This window comes from Chryseobacterium soli (assembly GCF_000737705.1).
Classification (GTDB): domain Bacteria; phylum Bacteroidota; class Bacteroidia; order Flavobacteriales; family Weeksellaceae; genus Chryseobacterium; species Chryseobacterium soli.
The window spans coordinates 1-18,316 of the sequence record NZ_JPRH01000002.1; the positions used below are offsets into that span (position 1 = coordinate 1).

Here is an 18,316-nt window from a genome sequence, read left to right on the forward strand (position 1 = left end):
ATAGATTAGATTCTTCATTTCACTTCGTTACATTCTGAATGACAGCAGAAATAAGCAGATCATACCGTCTGGTGTAAAATTGTATATTCTTACTTTAATTTTTAAAGCCATTTTTCATACAATAACCTTACGGGCTGATAACCCTGTGTCGCCAGCCAACGCTGCATTGTATCATTATTGCATAATGTGAAACGGTAGATTTTTCGGATGTTATAAGTTGAATAGGTTTCCTCGAAGGCTTTATTCAACGCAGAGTAAATACCCTGTTTCCTGTATTCCTTTTTTACATAACCTTCAGAAACATACAGGTCATCGGCGTCTCCAAGCTCAAAATTACTGTCGTCTTTTTCATCAATATATCCGAATAGAAAACCGATTGGTTTTTCGTCAATAGATGCAATAAGAAAAGTACCGTCGTTTTCTTCTTCACAATCCATCATAAAACGCAGATAATGATCCCGGATGTGGCTCCAGTCCGCAGTTTTATCATTCATTTCTTTTTCCGAAACATGAAGCTCACCCACCAGTTCATCTACAATGGGAAGGTGGTCGGCAATTTTAATTTTTTTTATACTGTAATCCATAAGTGTTTGATTAAATTATTTTCCTCTTAACGGGCTTCCGTGCCATGAAGTGTCATCAGAAAGAGATTCTCCTTTCATCACAAGAGAAAGCGCATCAATATTCACATTATTACCGATTTCGGTATCATATAAAATAATAGTCCGTGAATGTATGGTCGTCTGGTTGCCAATTTTCACACTTCCTACTTTCATAATCCGGTCTTCAAAAAGATGGGTTTGCGGACCGCAATCTTCATTCAGCATGGCTTCATCACCTATGGTTACCATGTCATATTCTGTAATATCAGTGGTGTTAAGCCATACTCTCTTACCGATTTTTACCCCCAGAAATCTCATAAAAAATGGCAGCCACATCGTACCGCGAAGGAAATCCAGAAAGAAGATTACTGGCAGTGCCTCATAAATGGTGGTAATTCCCTCACTCATCCACACCTTAAAACTGTACATCGGCATTTCTGTCTTTTTATACTTTCCTACCAATATCCATTTCAGGAGAACGGTAAAGAAAAATGAAGGAAGAGCAACGATTCCCAAATAGTAAAACGGAGCGAATATAAACAGATAATGGATTTTTCCTTCCAGGTAATTGCTCGTATAAGCAATGAATAAAACACTGCAGATAATGATAATGGTCTGCGGAAGGATAATCCTGATGCCCTCAACCAAAGCTCTTGCCAGCTGAAGACGGAAAGGCGGATTATACGTAAGACTGTCTTTAAAAGATTCTGATTTTTGTCTCGAAGGAAGTCCGATAGGAGGGGATCCGAACCAATCTTTTTCAGACGAGTTTTTAAGCTGTTCTTCAGTGGGAGCTTTACTTAGAACACCGATCAGCATGTTATCATTCAGCTCATATCCCTGCGGAATCAGTCCGCTGTTTCCTACAAAACTGTTGTTTCCTATTTTTGTTTTTGCTAAAATTAATTTTTCATTTCGTACATCATGTTCCCCAAGAATTACCGCATCGGCAATAAATGAACCCTCCCCAATCTCCAATAGGTTATGCGAAACATCACTCGCTGTCGATATTTCTGAATTTTTACCAACTTTAGCTCCCATCATTCTGTAAAATTTACTGATATAGATCGACGCAAACAGAGGGTGGACAATGGTAAGTGATAAATTAAAAATCTGATCTTTCACCCATTTTCTGTAATACATAAAACTGTAAACCGGATAAATGCCGGGCTTCATATTGTACTGCAAAAGTCTTGTAACAAGGCTGACTACACCAATGAACAGTAATATATAAACGGTTGAAAGGATCGGAGCCTGCCACAGATAATAAAAATTGTAATCAGGAGAACGGTCGTCCAGATAATATAGCGTATACAGAGTAGGAGCCAAAGGCAGTACAATAAGGAGTGGAAAGAAAAATAAAGAACAGGCATATAAAAGAGAATACCGGTTCCTTTTTCCGGTGGAGGATAATACCGGAGTTTCTACTTCTTCGGCAGTTTTTACCCGTATTTTCTCAGCGGGGCTACCATCCCAGACTTCTCCAAACCCAATGGTTTTTCCTTCATTCAGGCAGCTGAGGTCCTGCAGTTCTCCAAACTCTTCAATCGTTGTTCCGCCACATACAATAGCTGAGGATCCAAGATAGGAGTGCGCTTTGATATGTACTTTTCTTATTTTTAAAATACCATTTTCAACAGAGGCATTATCAATACTGCATCCGGAACTTGTAGTCACATTTTCATCAATCGTTACCAAATCTTCAGCTGCAATAGGCAAAAGACTGAGTTGTGCACTCGGATGAACTTTTACGCCTAATAATCTCAGATATTTCGGATATAAAGGAGTTTCTACAATAAATTCAGAAGGCATCAGTCTTTTAACCGTTTTCCACAGCCACCATCTGAAATAATACCAGCCCCAAAGCGGATAGTCACCTTCTTTAATTTTTCCGATAACGAGCCATTTCGTTAAAAGAATAATAATGGAATACACCGGCGGAATTAAAGTATACAGAAGAACTGCACTCAGAAGGGCATACATTGTTCCGTACCCATTAATCTGAAAATAATAATAACTTAAATAAGGAAAAAATATCTGAATGCTGAATAAAGCAAATATAGCCATCAGGCAAACGGTCTGCGCCGCATTACAGGCATAATACTGAAAAGTGGAAACCCTTTGGAAAGGTTCCTGAACTGTCGGTTCTTCAGTATGTTTGATTTTAAGACATTCAGCGTAAGCAGCCAGCGGCCGGTTTTCATAAATATCTTTTAAAGAAGCGTAGGGAATTCCCGCTTTTTGCCTTAAATGCGAAACAAGGGTAGCAGCCAGCAAAGAATGTCCGCCCAGATCAGTGAAAAAATCATGATCCAGATTAATATCTTTTCCAGGAAACACCCATTGAAGCGTCTGAATAAGTTTTTCCTCTATAGAACCTTCAGCATCAATTTTAATATCCTCATTCTTTTCATGCTGACTAAAGCTTTCAGGAACGGGCAGTCTTTTTCTGTCGATTTTTCCGCTCGGCATCCTTGGCATTTCCTTCATTTTGATGATCGAAATAGGAACCATATACGGTGCTAGAAACTTGGCCAGTTCTTTCCGCATTTCATTTTCATCAAACCAGGAAGCATTGTTCATGACTACATAGCCTACAAGTTGTCCCTGTTCATTGGAATCCTCTTTAACAGCCACTGCTGCTGAAGAAATGCCGGGAAGCTGATTCAGTCGGGTTTCTATCTCACCCAGTTCAATCCTATAGCCACGAAGTTTGATCTGATCATCTATTCTGCCCTGGAATTCAATAAATCCATCTTCCCGTATCAGTACGGCATCACCGGTTTTGTAAATAGTGTCACCCGGAAGTTCAGGAAAAGGATTAGTCAGAAATTTTTGTTCGGTAAGTTCAGGAAGATTAAAATAGCCCTTGCTTACTCCGGGTCCTGAGATGATCATTTCACCGCGTTCTCCTCTCGGTACAATAGCCATATTTTCGTCAACAATAGCGATGTGGTAATTCGGAAGCGGATTTCCAATGGTAAGTTCTTCCTGACTGTTCAATATTGCCATATTGGAAGAAACAGTGGTTTCGGTGGGACCGTAGCTGTTAATAAATATCCTGTACGGTTTTGCCCATTTTTCCTGCACCTGTTTTGTACAAGCTTCGCCACCGGTATTGATGAGCCTTATACCGGGTACTTCATCAATAATGGCTAAAATACTGGGAACTGCATGCAGTACAGTAATTTTATTTTGAGTTAAAACATCACTCAGCTCATCAATCGCTTTTACAGTAAGAGCATCAGCGATCCAAATCGTTGCTCCGGCAAAAAGACTGATCCATACCTCTTCACACCACATGTCAAAAGACACAGAAAATCCCTGGTAAACGATATCGGTATCTTTTATTTCTATAAAATCTTCTTCAGAACGGATCAGGTGGCATATGTTTCGGTGGGAGATCGGGATCCCCTTAGGATTTCCTGTACTTCCGGAAGTGAATAGTACATAGGCCCAATGATCAGGATAATGATACGTAGGCAAAGAAGGAATATGATGCTCAGGCTGTGGAGCTATGGAAAGAGGCTGACAATGAATACCTGCGTCGGTATCTGAAAAATAGGTCTTAACCTGAATGTCACTGAACACTTTTTTTATTCTGTCTTCAGGCATTTCCCTGTCAAGAGGAATATAGGAAGCCCCTGCTTTGATGATTCCTAGTATAGCAACAGGAAGCTCCAGACTTCTTGGATACCAGACACCTACACAGTCACCCGGTTGTATACCTGCCTGCTGAAGCTGTAGAGCGACGGCATTACTCCAACTGTCTAATTCTCCATAAGTTAGTTTTTTATCTTTAAATATAAAAGCGGTTTTATCACGGTACTTTTCAAAAGTAGGAGCCAATAATTCCGGAAGGGTCTCATCTCTTATCAATTCAGGAGAAATTTTTCCTAAAATCAAGCTTTTCATCATTGAATATCTATTTTTATTTGGTCATTAGTAGGGTTGGGAAACTTTTATAAATATACCTATTTCTCCCGACTCTCAATATTCAAATTCGTTTTTTAGTTGTAATTTTGCAGGGATTTAGATCGACTAACTGTAATTAAAATCTTAAAAATTCATGCTTACTATTTTATCGCAACACTTTTCTCTTGTTAATGAATGGATTAACGAACTTCGTAATGTAGAAATTCAGCATGACCGGATGAGATTCCGTAGAAATATGGAACGTATCGGAGAAATTGCCGCCTTTGAAATCAGTAAAGAATTAGAACAAAGAGAGGTTGAAATTCAGACTCCTTTAGATACTATCAAAGTAAAAGAAATAGCAGTACAGCCTGTTATTACCACCATTTTACGGGCTGGGGTTCCTTTGTTTCAGGGGATTTTAAATTATTTAGACAGAGCAGACTGCGGTTTTGTAGCTGCTTATAGAAAGCATGATGCCAATGATTATTTTTCTATCAAACAGGATTATTTAACGTGTCCGAATATCGAAGGAAGACCTTTGATCGTTGCAGATCCGATGCTGGCAACCGGAGCTTCCCTGATTGAAGCCATCAAAGACCTGCTGACTAACGGAAAGCCTACCCAGCTGCATATCGTAGCAGCAATTGCTTCCAGGCAGGGAGTTGAAACCATTCAGAATGCGTATCCTGATGCAAGAATATGGGTGGGCGCTATTGATGAGCAGCTAACCACCAAAGGATACATCACTCCAGGGTTGGGAGATGCAGGAGATTTAAGCTATGGTGAAAAACTTCAGCGATAATTTTTTGACTTTATAAGAACTCATGAAATAATTCGAAAATAGCAATCATAATTTATTTTTTCGTTTAATATTTTTAATAAACTCGTTTGGTGTCATCCCTTCTAGTTCTTTAAAGGTACGATTAAATGATGCCTGGTGGCTGAATCCTGCATCTGTATAAATGTGTTTTATAGTATATTTTTTTTGATGATTGTTCAGGAAATCTTTTTTTACCTGCTCAATACGGTAATAATTTAAAAGACCTTTAAAACCTTTTTCATTTTTGATATTAATTGCTCTGGAAATATAAGAGGTATTGGTCTGTAAAGCTTTAGCAAGCGATTGGATGTTAAAATCGAAATTTTTGTAAGGTTTTGATTTTTCAAAATATTCAATGATTTCTTGGTATAAAACCTTGTACTTCTCATTTTCGTAAAAGTTTTCGTCCTTATTGATATCTTCTTTTTCCTCTTTATTGTCCCTTACATTATTGTTGTTTTCTATTAAAGCAGCAGCCTGGTTCTCAATTTTTGAGAATGAATTGAAATAATGGATAACCATTAAAGATTGGGGGATAATAAAAATAAGAGGACTTAATTTTAGGACTAAGCCTGCTTCTTCGGATAATGTAATATTTAGATTTAATCGTAAAATTCTGAAACAAAAGGTGTTGTAAGAATAACGATTATTAAAAGCAGGCAAATACAGGCAAATACTTTATAATTGTACATTCTATATATGATAATCAAAATGGTGAGATACCACAAATAACTGTTGTATGGCCATAATAGTAAAACAAGAGGGTACTGTCCTAGCGAAAATAGTATTAACCCTATTTTAAGGGTTGATTTAAAATTAAAATTAAAATTAGATATGATGAATAAGGAATAGCCAATAGCCAGAATGAATATCATACAATAAATCATTTCTAAATATAATTTTGTATAGTAAAAAAAGGCTGTGTAAAAAATAAGAATGCCTATTATAGATGCTATGAGATGCAGTATAAATTTTTTTTGTTTCGATATTAAATAAATATTATTCATAATGCTATTAAAATAATAAGTCACTTTTATTTATTCAATAAAATTAAATATAAAATCCAATAAAAATAGATCTATTTTTATTGGATTTTATATAAGTGAATTTTTTTAAGTTGTTTTATTTAAATTGTTGATAATTAATGTGTTAAATTGTTTTTTTTCTATGTATTTATGATGAATCTGTCTTTAGATTATTTACTTATAAATAACTTTTTCCATTTAGCAACAGTGGTTCTGCTCAATTTAAAATGTCGTGCTAATTGAGAATTATTCAATTTATTTTTCTTTTGGTATTCCAAAATCTCAAAGATAGCAGCTTTATTATAGGATCGATGGCTTTGATTAAAATGGAGGTTCTCTTTATCTGTAGTTTCAGAAATTAACTCGTTAATTTTGATAATATCTAAAATAGAAAGTTCTTCTTTTTTTAATATTGAATTACCTAAATCTTTTTTTTGGGGGAATTTTTTAAGAATAATATCAGTGTAAATACTTTTATAATTTGGCTGTTCTCTTTTTTTCTTATTCATAGTTCTGGATGTAATTTCCAAAGTTGAAATTGCGTTCTTATATTAAAAAGTCATTTGTGTGTTTAGAATCGAGATACAGTAAGAAATCAGTTTCAAATTGTTTTATATTACAAAGGGTCTGTTTGCTTACAATGTTTTTAACTTAGACTTCAATTTTACTGTATTTATTAAACCATTTATAAAGCGTAGTTTTAGGAATATTATATTCTTTTATTACCTGATTTTTCGTTTTCTCACCATTAGTTATAATTTCAAGAATATGATCTATGATTTCCTTGGAATAGATATTTTTACGAAATTGTGGGAGGTTCGTAGTTTGTACTGGTAAATTTATTTTACTCACTGCTGCCGGGGGAGCATATAGAATCAGATGTTGGGAATACAGTCTGAAAAAATCATACCCAAGCAGTTTGCTCCAGCGTAATAAGATTTCTGAATCCAAGCTTTTGCAAAGAAACATTTCTTCTATGTCCTTTTCTGTACAGTGTAAAAAATTACAGATACGGGACATTTCTATTTTTAATTCTTCGGATCTTTTTTTTATTAGTGATCCTAGATGAATATTTTTAAAATGACTATTCATATCCGTTGAATTGTTTATGACAAGTTGTTATTGATAAATAATAGAATCTTCCGATGGGGAATATCTGTAGAGTAATGTATACCTGCTTTAAAAATCCTCAGCCAAAGTAAATGGTTATATAATAAGCCTATGAAAAACTAACGCATTGATTAACTTAGGCTGAAGATAAATTTAAAGATTTGTAATTTTTCTAATAGGTAACATTTGCAGGACTGTTAATAGGATAGGTTACAGAACCTCCTAGAGAGTTATAATAACCAATTCCAGAACCGTATACTTTAGAGCCGCCCTGTGCTGCTGCTGTCCCGGAAATAATAAGTGAAGTATAGTTACCTAGCGCAACTTCACCATAGGTATAGGTGGTAGGAACAATAGTAGCTATTGACATTTTGGTAAATGCTGAACGGTTGTTGTTGTCACCTACTCCCAATACACTGATTCCGTTGGCTTGTCCTGTTGCATATATATTAAGTTTGGTAGATACAATGGCTGCATTCTGTTCTATGGCTAGATCCATAATAGGATCAGTTCCGTCTGTAAGCTTACCTGTAATGGTAATTTCTGTTGGTGAAAAGTTATTACTAGATCCTAATCCGATAGCACCTGCAAGGTTATAACCAAATCCGTACAGTCTATCTTTGTTGGTTAAAGCAAGACCTTGGTAGCCATCAACCACACAACGGATAATTTTTTCCCCTGCTAATAAATTAAAATTAGCCGTTACATCTGTTGGGGTTGCAATATCACCGTTCAGGGTAGCTGAAGCTAGGTTTCTTTGGGTATTGTTACTATTTCCCCAAACATATAATTTGCCATCGGAAGTTACAGCCACTCCTTGCCCAAAGTTCTCAGAACCATTAAAATCGACTACCGTTACTCCTGTGGTGGTTTTCAGATTTTTAAAAAAAGGCAGTACGGTAAATGCTGTTGTATTTCCGGTGTTAGTCCCTAAACCTGTTCTGTAATTGGTATTTTGCCCTGCCGCATATAGCAGGCCATCATCTCCTAATACAAATGTATGTGAGTTGCCGAAGGTTCTCACGCGTACAGCTTTAATTCCTGCTGGCAATGGTACTTTTGAAACCATCGATACAGGATTGTATGGATAAGTACCATTCACTATTGAAAGTGGGTCAAGCCCAAGAGATCCATAAGGATTATATCCCCATGCCCAGAGCTCACCATTTTTTAGAACAGCTAAACCATTGGCATAACCCGCAGAAATATCTACTGCCGGCCTCGCTAAAAGGATGCTGGGTTTATAGGGGCCATCTGCTTTTGCTAAAGATCTAAGGGTAGAGTATCCCATTCCATATACATATCCGTCTTCACGGCTAATAAAAAGATTGTCAAAGTATAGATCACCTGCTGCAATTTTTAAGGCAGTAATAGGTACGCCTGTGTTGCCTCCAGCTAAAATTTGATTGACCACAGATGATACACCGGCTTTGTCTAATAAACAGTCTGTCCAGGTTGCATCTCTTTTTAGCTTTAGACATTTGGCTGTATTATCATATACTACCGTAGCTTCTACAGGGGTTGTGCTGCTTGGGGTTAAGGTAATTGATGCAGAATCCACAATCGGCATTACCACTCCCATTTGTTTTGCAGAATTGGTGTTTTGCATGTGAAAGATCCCTTGTGGGGTTGTAGTGTTGATTCCCACTTGAGCTTTTACGCCAACAATGTAACCCAATACTAATGCTGGGAAAAAAAATTTTCTTACATTCATAATTTTGTGTTTTTAATTGAATTTTAATTTGACCATTTTGTTTGATTCTTATTGGCCAAAGAATTACTCGACAAAATTATGTAGTACAAAATAATTTTGAGTACCTGTTTTTTGTAGTGATTAGTAAATGTTATAAATTGCTGATTATCAATATTTTTTTATAGACATTTTCTTTTATGTTTTATTTTATACCGATTTTGTTTTATTATATATCTGTTATAACTGGTGTATTTAGTGTTTTTAACTTGTTTATTTAACAATATATATATTGCTGTTATTGTAAAAGATAAAAAATAGTTGTTTTTAAGATGCAGGCTAAAAGTGTCTTTATATATCCCCAGCCATCACCAAAACACTCACCTTATTATCTCCTGCGTTTAAGATTTCCCACGCAATAGTTGCTACGGTATTTCCGGTTGTGAAAACGTCATCGATTAAAAGAATATGCTTTCCGGTAATATTTTTTGTGAGAGAAAATGCATTTCCGGTTTCCAGGCGGTGTTGTTTGTCTTTCAAAGCCTGGGCTTTCGAATAATGATTCCGGCTGATCAGATGATGATCAAAAGGGATGTTGTAGAAAGCTGACAAGATTTCCGTAAATACATGCAGTTGATTATACCCCCTTTCCCTCTGCTTCTTGGGATGCAGAGGAACGGTTGCCAGCAGATCCGGTTTTTCGTCCTCAAAGTCCAGTCGTTCCGCAACCCATTCTGCAAGAACTTTTCCGGCTATTTCCCGGCTTCGGTATTTCAGTTCGTGAATGATTTTTCGGCTTAGGTTTTCTTTTTCAAACTGCATCAAAGCATAGGCATTTTCAACAGGAAACAGCAATCTGCATTTCTCCTTAACCGGATTATTACTGTCATAAGAAAAGTGAGTAAAGTGAATCTGATCGAAACAGAGATTACATACTAAAAGATGGGCATCAATGATTCTGTTGCAGTGAATGCAACGGTCCGGAAAAAATAAATCTAATATCATTGGGTGTTTTTATCACTAATATAAGATTTATTAATGATAAAATTACATAGGATAGGTGTTGAATTACAGAACGATAAGAAAATTTAAATAATTTTACTTCTTACTGTCAATTGAAAATTATTCGAATTCTTTCCTGATTTTTTCAATAGCATTCTTCATACTTAGATTGAAATGTTCCTTTTCCAGACGGATAGGAGGAGCCTGTCGAACTTCACAATCTGCAATGCTGCAGGATTCACAGGTGACGCCGACATTAATTGTTTGCAGAGAAGGGGATTTTATGAAATTTATTTTTTTAATTGTCTGTGAGTTCAGTAAAATTCCCAGACAGTAGCTTCTGTTGCTCCCATCGGAAAACGGATTTTTCTGTGAAGTGGAAATCACCAGGTAGCTCACACCCTGATCTTTGTAATGAGAGATCTGGGCACCGGTTAAGGTTTCATTTTCCTTTAAGTGCTGAAGGTTTTTCACAGCAATCCAACGGCGGCAGTAATGTTCATTGGTGGCATTCGCATGAGGGGCCTGCTGATGGTTCAGATGGAGTTCTTTCAAAATCTGAATTTTATCTGAATTTTTCTTTTTGACCAGACATAAATAAAATAAATCCTTAATTCCCATTTCCGACGAGAGGAGATTTGTTAACCGGTAATAAAAAGTCTCCGGAGATTGGGTGAATTCTTCGATGAGGTTTTCAAAACTTTTCGGTTCCCAGGTATTTTGAAGGAAGAATTCAGCAGTTTTGGCAATGATTTGTTCTTTTGAAATAAGCAAAGCTCCCGCAAAATAAGAGGCGTAAAAATTATTCAGAATTTCTTCAAAACTTCCGAAATCCAGCCATGAGTAGGTGTTGGGACGGGCTTTGAGCTCTAAAACATTAAAAGCAATCTCTTTGGTGATGATAAAAATCTTTTGGTCTTTTTCTAATCTGTCATTGAGAAGAAGTAATTTTTTCTCCGGAATAAATAAAGAACGGAGATGTTCCAGCGTCCCGAATGGTTCGAAATTTTCCGAGCGGATGGTATAATTAAACTTTTCAATAAGAATATTTTCCAGCTTTTCGGTTTTTAAATCCTGACCGGGTTGGAGCTGGTTTTCCCGGGCAAACTGAATGGCTTTCTCTTCAATATCAGGAAAATAATTGTCATACAATTCCTGAAAAGATCTGAGGACTGCAAAATAAAAACGCTCCTTTCCCAAATTATAATTCTGGGAGATCTCTATCAATGCATTAATGAATGCAGTAACCTTTTTGGGTGCATCGCTGATGATGCTGATCAGGTTGTTTTTATTGATTCCGAAAAGGTCCAGGGGAATTTCTTTAAAAAAATCCGATTGCAGGATTTCATTAAAAGGAGCCAGGCTTTTATCAAGTTTGGTGGAAACAAGATCATCAAAAGTACAGCCCAGCGAATCTGAAAGTTGAATGATCTTGTCGTGTTTTGGATATTTTTTCCCATTTTCGATTTCGTTAAGATAAGATTTTGACAATCCTGTCTTTACCGCAAGGTCCTGCAGAGACCAGTTTTTCTTTTGCCTCTGCTGCTTGAGTTTTAGCCCAAAAACCGTTTTGATAAAGTCACTTTCCGAATTCATGATTCAAATATAAATAATTGAAAGCGATTTTACGCATAATAATTTTTTAAAATATTTAGCGAACGTTCGCTATTTATTGAATGTTTTTATTTAAGTTTGTAATATCAAATCACAAAATCAATAGGTTATGGAAACCAGAACTCAATTAAAAATAAAGTCAGATAGACATTTTGAAGAAATTTTCACTTCCGATGTAATGGATTTTCTTGTGGAGCTACATCAGAATTTTAATTCCAAAAGACTGAATCTTTTAGAGGAAAGAAAAAAAGTACAGCTGGAATTTGACAAGGGACATCTTCCAGGATTTTTAAAAGAAACGGAAGAAATACGGACCGGAAATTGGACGTGTGCGCCGCTTCCGGAAGATTTATTGGATCGCAGGGTTGAAATTACAGGACCTGTAGACCGGAAAATGATTATCAATGCCCTGAACGCGGGGACTTCCACCTTCATGGCAGACTTTGAAGACAGTAATTCTCCGACTTGGAATAACTGTATTCAGGGACAGATTAATCTTTCTGATGCCATTAACAGAAATATTGATTTCAAAAATGAACAGGGGAAATTGTATCGGTTGAATGACAAAGTCGCAATTCTTCTGGTTCGACCGAGAGGATTGCATCTTCAGGAAAAACATATAGAGATCAACGGGGAAGAGGCTTCTGCTTCACTGGTAGATTTCGGAATTTATTTTTTCAGAAATATAGAAAAGCTGCGTGAGCAGGGAAGTGCAACCTATTTTTACCTGCCAAAATTAGAGCAGTATAAAGAAGCCCGATGGTGGAATGAAGTATTTGTTTTTGCCCAGAATTATCTGGGAATTCCGCAAGGAACAATTAAAGCAACAGTTTTGATTGAAACAATTACTGCTTCATTTCAGATCGATGAGATTTTATATGAGCTCAAGGAGCATAGCTCTGGCTTAAACTGCGGACGATGGGATTATATTTTTTCATTCATTAAAAAATTCAGAAACCTTCCACAATTTGTCCTTCCGGACAGGGATCAGGTAACGATGGCAACTCCTTTTATGGAGGCATATTCAAAAAGGGTGATTGAGATCTGTCACAAAAGAAATGTACATGCTATTGGCGGAATGGCGGCCCAGATCCCGGTAAAAGATAATTATGAAGCCAACAGTATTGCTTTTGAAAAAGTACGTAATGATAAGAAACGGGAAGTGAAAAATGGACATGATGGCACCTGGGTAGCTCATCCGGCATTGGTTTCTGTAGCGAAAGATATTTTTGACCAATATATGCCTTTGCAAAATCAGATCGATAAAAAATTTGACTATCAGATTAAAGCTGCTGACCTGCTTGAAATCCCCAAAGGAGAAGTGACCGAAAAAGGCGTACGTAAAAACATCAATGTAGGTATCCTGTACCTTGAAAGCTGGCTGACGGGAACTGGTGCTGCTGCCATCTACAATCTGATGGAAGATGCTGCTACCGCAGAGATTTCCAGAACGCAGATCTGGCAGTGGCTGCAAAATGAAACATTACTAAGTGATGACCGCAAATTAACCCGGGCTATGGTGCTTCAGTGGGAGCTCGAAGAACTGGACCACATTGAAAAATACGTGGGGGAAGAAAGATTCAGAAACGGGAAATTCAATCTCGCCAAAGAGCTGTTCAATGAATTGATCTTCTCTGAAAAATTTGAAGAATTCCTGACTTTAAAGACATATCCGTTTATTTAAAACAAAATCAAAAATCTAAACACCAAAAACCAAAAACTAACAACTAACAACCAATAACCAATAACCAATAACTGTCAACCATTAACCAACAACCAAAAATATGAAAACAAAACAAGAACAAATCCAGGCTATAGAACAAGACTGGATTACCAATCCCCGCTGGAGCGGAGTAAAGAGACCATACACGGCAGAAGATGTAGTAAAACTTCGAGGTACTTACCAAATCGATTACACCATTGCTACAGAAATGTCGAAGAAATTCTGGGAAAAATTAAATACCCAGGATTATGTTGCAGGACTGGGTGCCTTAACCGGAAATCAGGCGGTTCAGGAAGTAGATGCCGGTCTGGAAGCTATTTATCTTTCAGGGTGGCAGGTGGCTGCAGATGCGAATTTGTCAGGTGAAATGTATCCCGATCAGTCTTTATATCCCGCTAATTCTGTACCATCGGTGGTGAAAAAGATCAATAATGCCTTGTTGAGAGCAGATCAGATCCAGTCTGTAAACGGTACTGGTGATAGGGAATATTTAGTTCCGATCATTGCTGATGCGGAAGCCGGTTTCGGAGGAAACCTGAATGCTTTTGAACTGATGAAACAAATGATTGAGGCCGGAGCTGCCGCTGTGCACTTTGAGGATCAGCTTTCTTCTGCTAAAAAATGCGGGCATTTAGGAGGAAAAGTACTGGTGCCTACTCAGGAAGCTGTTAATAAACTTATTGCAGCCCGCCTTGCATCGGATGTAACGGGAGTTCCAAGTGTTATTATTGCCAGAACGGATGCAGATGCCGCGGATCTTCTGACCTCAGATATTGATGAACGTGACAGAAAATTTGTAACAGGAGAAAGAACTTCCGAAGGGTTTTATGTCGTAAAAAATGGAGTAGAGCAGGGGATTGACCGTGGGTTGTCCTATGCACCGTATGCCGATTTGATTTGGATGGAAACCTCAAATCCTGACCTGGAACTGGCAAGGAAATTTGCAGAAGGAATCCATTCAAAATTCTCGGGTAAAATGCTAGCTTATAACTGTTCTCCATCTTTCAACTGGGCAGCAAGACTATCAGTAGATGAAATGTTGAATTTCAGAGAAGAACTTGCAAAAATGGGGTATAAATTCCAGTTTATTACGCTGGCTGGTTTCCATGCACTCAATACCGCAATGTTTGAACTGGCATTAGCGTATAAAGAAAGAGGTATGGCTGGTTATTCTGAATTGCAGGAACGTGAATTTGCATTGCAGCAGAAAGGATTCAGAGCTGTAAAACATCAGTCTTTTGTGGGAACCGGATATTTTGATGAAGTTCAAAATGTGGTAACCAGTGGTTCTTCAACAACTGTAGCCATGAAAGATTCTACAGAAACAGCCCAGTTCCATTAAATCATTTTCCCATATTTAATACAATTTTTAGGTAAACCTTCTCTATATGGGGAAGGTTTTTTATTTAAAATATTTCAGTTAAAAGGTATTTTTCATCAATAGAAACAGGTTTTAACCCGTTTTGTTCATTGAAGATTCCCAGTTGCATGATGTTTAGCATGCCGTTTGAAAAAATAAAAATTTATATATTTGATTAATAATGAAGCCGCACAATAATGAGTTTAATCTATCAGAAACAAATACAGGTAACCGAAGATCACATTGATCAGCTTAACCATGTCAATAACGTGCAGTATGTACATTGGGTAGAAGAAATTGCTGCTGAACATTGGGAGTCTGTAAAAGATAAAACAGAATATGCAAAAGATGGATGGATGCTTGTAGATCATCACATTCAATACAAAAAGCAGGTGTATTTACATGATATGATCACCGTAAAAACCTATCCGAAAGCACCTGAAGGAATTAAGCAGCCCAGAAAAGTTGAATTTTATTGTAATGACCGGCTTGTTGTAGATTCTGATACACTTTGGGTTTTAGTGGATATGGAAACAAAAAAAGTGAAGCGGCTGGGTGAAGATTGGCTGGGAAATATCTTTGAATAATAGATTTTCCGGGATTCTTTCAATACTTCAATTTTCTTATTTTTGAAATCAGAACTTATAAGCTGTAACACCTCTGTTTTCTATAAATTCCTCTTCATTTTTAGTATATTCAGAAGAGTATAATTCATTCAGTTTCTGTAGGGTAAGCTTTTGGATGACATTTCCCTGCAGGTCCAGAATATACCATTCTCCACCCATTACTGCATGCTCATCATAATATACTTCATGCTTTTTCCATTGACTGTATTCGTGATCCAGGTCAAATCTGTACACTTCTCCATTTTTGTTGGCAAGATATAAATTGGGGGTCAGTTCTTCTATCCATTCATATTCAAAGGGTATGATGACTTCTGATTTTAAATTAACGATTCCCCATTGGCCTTTCCCTAATATTTTACCGTAGCTGGTATAATAATCCTCATTTAAATCAGTGATTTTATGGCTAACATGGTCATAAAATTCGTCAGAATGGGTCCATGAGAAATCGCCTGTAAACGCTTTTAATTTTGTGGCATCAAACGTCTAGTCCAAGTAATCATACTCGGGTCTTGTTTCAAAAGTCTCATTCTTTAGAAGTCCCCATTTTTTATCAATATCAAAAAACCGGATGAAGGTATTTTTCTGGTCTACAAGCTGTCCTTCTGCGAGTTTTACTTTGGTTTTATGGGTAAGAGAATGAAGCAAAATATCATTTTAATGCTGCGTGAAAACATAATCTAAAGAGTCATTAACGAATAACTTTTCATAAAATCCATCGATTAAAAACTCATTCTGATGGTTAACCACACTGAAGGTTTGTCCTTCTTCGACTGTATATAAAGTATGGGAATGAATTTTTTCAGCATATTTCACACTGATCTCAGTAAAAGTATTGTCCTGCTCATTAAAAGCAACCGTTGGAATATGGTTTGGGATATGTCCTTTTTCTTCTTTTATAAAACGTCCTTTTGCATCAAAATAAAAAAGTTTTTTAATGAAACTTCCAACATCTTCCTGGTTATCGGGATGCATGGTACAGCAAAATACACAGAAATCTTTATAATAGCTTATTTCGCTAAAAAATGGGAGAATCAGAATACTGTTATTCTTAAGGTTCATCACTCCTGCCAGATGAAAATAATTTTTGTTAAAAAATTCATTAAAAGGTTTGGTAATTCTGTTAATATCGAAATTTGCCTGATACAGGGAATTGTGGTATTCCCGTAGAACAGAAAAGGAATGTTTTTTATCTTTATGATGAAGATAATGCAGGCCGTTTTCAACCATTACTGGATAAGTTGCTGTAAAATCTTTGTTTGTGTGATGTTCGAAGGATACACTTTCAAGATACTCACGGAAATCCAGATCCAGAATAAACTTATAATCAAATCTGTTTTCAAGTTCTGATTTTTTCTGTTCCTGAATTTCTTCATCAGAATAAAGAGGATCCTTATCAAGATAAGACCTTAAAAAGTTATGGGCTATTTTAAACGTTGAATCATTTTGATCATGGTCCATTTTTGTAATTTTAAATCAAAGCTAAAATAATTAATTTCAAACTTAAGCCTTATCTTTGCATTATGATACGTATTACAAAAATTTTTACATTCGAAACAGCCCACGTACTGTATAATTACGATGGTAAATGTAAAAATATGCATGGACATTCCTATAAACTGTTTGTGACAGTGAAAGGAAAACCTATTAATGATATGGAAAACCCTAAGAATGGGATGGTTGTAGATTTTGGAGATATTAAAACGATCGTGAAATCTGAAATTGTAGATGTTTGGGATCATGCCGTTTTACTCAATGCGCTTTCTCCGCATAAAGAACTGGGAGAAGATCTTGAAGAAAAAGGTCATAAAGTAATCTATTGCAGTTTTCAGCCGACCTGTGAAAATATGCTGTATGCTATTGCTGCTAAAATAAAATCAAAACTTCCTGCAGATATTTCTCTGGCTTACCTTAAGCTTCATGAGACCGAAAATTCTTACGGAGAATGGTTTGCAGAAGATAATTAATAACTGACCTTACAAAATACAAGCCGGTGTTAAAGACAACCATCAATTTAGAACCTGGGAAAAAAGTATACTTCGCATCAGATCAGCATTTCGGTGCGCCGGATCCTAAGCAGAGCAAGGTGCGTGAGGAGAAATTTATCCGCTGGATGGATCAGATCAAAGAAGATGCTCAGGTGTTGTTTCTGATGGGCGATCTTTTTGATTTCTGGCATGAATGGAAGCATGTGATCCCGAAAGGATATGTACGTGTCCTCGGGAAAATCGCTGAACTGAAAGACAGAGGTATTCACGTCTATTTTTTTGTAGGAAACCACGATCTCTGGATGAAGGATTATCTGGAAGAAGAGATCGGATGTACTGTTTTTTATAAGAAACAGTATTTTGAAATGGGTGGCAAACAATTTTTACTGGCTCACGGAGATGGCTTGGGACCAGGTGATAAAGGATATAAAAGAATGAAAAAGGTCTTTACCAATCCTGTTGCCCAATGGTTTTTTAAATGGCTGCATCCGGATATTGCAATGAAGATTGCCTTATACATGTCACAGAAAAATAAAATGATTTCCGGTGATGAGGACAAAGCATTTCTGGGGGAAGACAAAGAATTTTTGATCATCTATTCCAAAGAAAAGCTGAAGACGCAGAAAATTGATTATTTCATTTACGGACACCGTCATCTTCCAATGGTGCTGGATTTGGGACAAGAATCTCAATACATCAACCTTGGAGATTGGATTTCTTACTTTACCTACGGGGTTTTTGAGGAAAAATTTGAATTAAAAACTTTTGACAAATAAGCAAAAAAAATTACCCCTTAAAAGAGGTAACTTTCGAATGGACCGAAATCCACTCTTGTTTTTAA

17 protein-coding genes and 1 pseudogene are annotated in these 18,316 nt (G+C 36.6%); 6 read left to right on the forward strand and 12 right to left on the reverse strand.

Going from position 1 to position 18,316, the window contains the following annotated elements; translation table 11 throughout:
* Positions 1 to 101: 101 nt before the first annotated feature.
* Entirely contained in the window at positions 102 to 584 is a 483-nt protein-coding gene (locus tag IW15_RS05280) for a GNAT family N-acetyltransferase (RefSeq protein WP_034709888.1), read from the reverse strand.
* Positions 585 to 599: 15 nt separating this feature from the next.
* Positions 600 to 4,520, reverse strand: a complete 3,921-nt coding sequence (locus tag IW15_RS05285) for a Pls/PosA family non-ribosomal peptide synthetase (protein ID WP_034709889.1) — start codon at positions 4,518 to 4,520, stop codon at positions 600 to 602.
* 151 nt (positions 4,521 to 4,671) lie between these two features.
* Here IW15_RS05285 and upp point away from each other — a divergent pair, with 151 nt between their 5' ends.
* The gene (upp, locus tag IW15_RS05290; protein WP_034709890.1) at positions 4,672 to 5,322 is read left to right on the forward strand and encodes a uracil phosphoribosyltransferase; all 651 of its coding nucleotides are present in this window, start codon (positions 4,672 to 4,674) and stop codon (positions 5,320 to 5,322) included.
* 45 nt (positions 5,323 to 5,367) lie between these two features.
* Here the strand turns inward: upp and IW15_RS05295 are convergent, their stop codons facing one another.
* The 6 genes from IW15_RS05295 to IW15_RS05320 all read right to left on the reverse strand — a co-directional run bounded on the left by IW15_RS05295 (position 5,368) and on the right by IW15_RS05320 (position 11,763).
* Positions 5,368 to 5,862, reverse strand: a complete 495-nt coding sequence (locus IW15_RS05295) for a helix-turn-helix domain-containing protein (RefSeq protein ID WP_034709891.1) — start codon at positions 5,860 to 5,862, stop codon at positions 5,368 to 5,370.
* A gap of 673 nt (positions 5,863 to 6,535) precedes the next feature.
* Positions 6,536 to 6,874: a transposase gene (locus IW15_RS05300; protein ID WP_034709892.1), complete on the reverse strand. Its 339-nt coding sequence runs from the start codon at positions 6,872 to 6,874 to the stop codon at positions 6,536 to 6,538.
* A gap of 142 nt (positions 6,875 to 7,016) precedes the next feature.
* On the reverse strand, positions 7,017 to 7,457 hold the full coding sequence (locus tag IW15_RS05305; RefSeq protein ID WP_034709893.1) for a helix-turn-helix domain-containing protein: 441 nt from the start codon (positions 7,455 to 7,457) through the stop codon (positions 7,017 to 7,019).
* Positions 7,458 to 7,647: 190 nt separating this feature from the next.
* The gene (locus IW15_RS05310; protein ID WP_034709895.1) at positions 7,648 to 9,189 is read right to left on the reverse strand and encodes an RCC1 domain-containing protein; all 1,542 of its coding nucleotides are present in this window, start codon (positions 9,187 to 9,189) and stop codon (positions 7,648 to 7,650) included.
* Between the two features lie 327 nt (positions 9,190 to 9,516).
* Positions 9,517 to 10,170 (reverse strand): ComF family protein, encoded by a 654-nt coding sequence (locus IW15_RS05315; protein WP_034709896.1) that lies wholly within the window; start codon positions 10,168 to 10,170, stop codon positions 9,517 to 9,519.
* Between the two features lie 117 nt (positions 10,171 to 10,287).
* Positions 10,288 to 11,763 (reverse strand): helix-turn-helix domain-containing protein, encoded by a 1,476-nt coding sequence (locus IW15_RS05320; RefSeq protein ID WP_034709897.1) that lies wholly within the window; start codon positions 11,761 to 11,763, stop codon positions 10,288 to 10,290.
* Positions 11,764 to 11,890: 127 nt separating this feature from the next.
* Here IW15_RS05320 and aceB point away from each other — a divergent pair, with 127 nt between their 5' ends.
* From aceB to IW15_RS05335, 3 genes are all read left to right on the forward strand, one after another.
* Positions 11,891 to 13,465, forward strand: a complete 1,575-nt coding sequence (gene aceB, locus IW15_RS05325) for a malate synthase A (protein ID WP_034709898.1) — start codon at positions 11,891 to 11,893, stop codon at positions 13,463 to 13,465.
* A gap of 100 nt (positions 13,466 to 13,565) precedes the next feature.
* Entirely contained in the window at positions 13,566 to 14,846 is a 1,281-nt protein-coding gene (gene aceA / locus IW15_RS05330) for an isocitrate lyase (protein WP_034709900.1), read from the forward strand.
* 215 nt (positions 14,847 to 15,061) lie between these two features.
* The gene (locus IW15_RS05335; RefSeq protein WP_034709901.1) at positions 15,062 to 15,451 is read left to right on the forward strand and encodes an acyl-CoA thioesterase; all 390 of its coding nucleotides are present in this window, start codon (positions 15,062 to 15,064) and stop codon (positions 15,449 to 15,451) included.
* A 48-nt stretch (positions 15,452 to 15,499) separates the two neighbouring features.
* Here the strand turns inward: IW15_RS05335 and IW15_RS22980 are convergent, their stop codons facing one another.
* The 4 genes and pseudogenes from IW15_RS22980 to IW15_RS05345 form a co-directional block, all read right to left on the reverse strand.
* Positions 15,500 to 15,724, reverse strand: coding sequence for a hypothetical protein (locus IW15_RS22980; protein WP_034709902.1), 225 nt, complete (start codon positions 15,722 to 15,724; stop codon positions 15,500 to 15,502).
* A gap of 15 nt (positions 15,725 to 15,739) precedes the next feature.
* A pseudogene (locus IW15_RS23200) lies at positions 15,740 to 15,886 on the reverse strand (WG repeat-containing protein); the annotation flags it as partial.
* A gap of 87 nt (positions 15,887 to 15,973) precedes the next feature.
* Complete coding sequence (locus IW15_RS22700; protein ID WP_165585165.1) at positions 15,974 to 16,135, reverse strand: hypothetical protein; 162 nt, start codon at positions 16,133 to 16,135, stop codon at positions 15,974 to 15,976.
* A gap of 9 nt (positions 16,136 to 16,144) precedes the next feature.
* Complete coding sequence (locus IW15_RS05345) at positions 16,145 to 16,948, reverse strand: hypothetical protein (protein WP_034709904.1); 804 nt, start codon at positions 16,946 to 16,948, stop codon at positions 16,145 to 16,147.
* Between the two features lie 62 nt (positions 16,949 to 17,010).
* Here IW15_RS05345 and queD point away from each other — a divergent pair, with 62 nt between their 5' ends.
* Together queD and IW15_RS05355 are read left to right on the forward strand one after the other, a co-directional pair.
* Complete coding sequence (queD, locus tag IW15_RS05350) at positions 17,011 to 17,454, forward strand: 6-carboxytetrahydropterin synthase QueD (protein ID WP_034709905.1); 444 nt, start codon at positions 17,011 to 17,013, stop codon at positions 17,452 to 17,454.
* Between the two features lie 26 nt (positions 17,455 to 17,480).
* Positions 17,481 to 18,251 carry a UDP-2,3-diacylglucosamine diphosphatase gene (locus tag IW15_RS05355; RefSeq protein WP_034709906.1) on the forward strand — a complete coding sequence of 257 codons (771 nt, stop codon included), beginning with the start codon at positions 17,481 to 17,483 and terminating at the stop codon, positions 18,249 to 18,251.
* Positions 18,252 to 18,316: the final 65 nt, after the last annotated feature.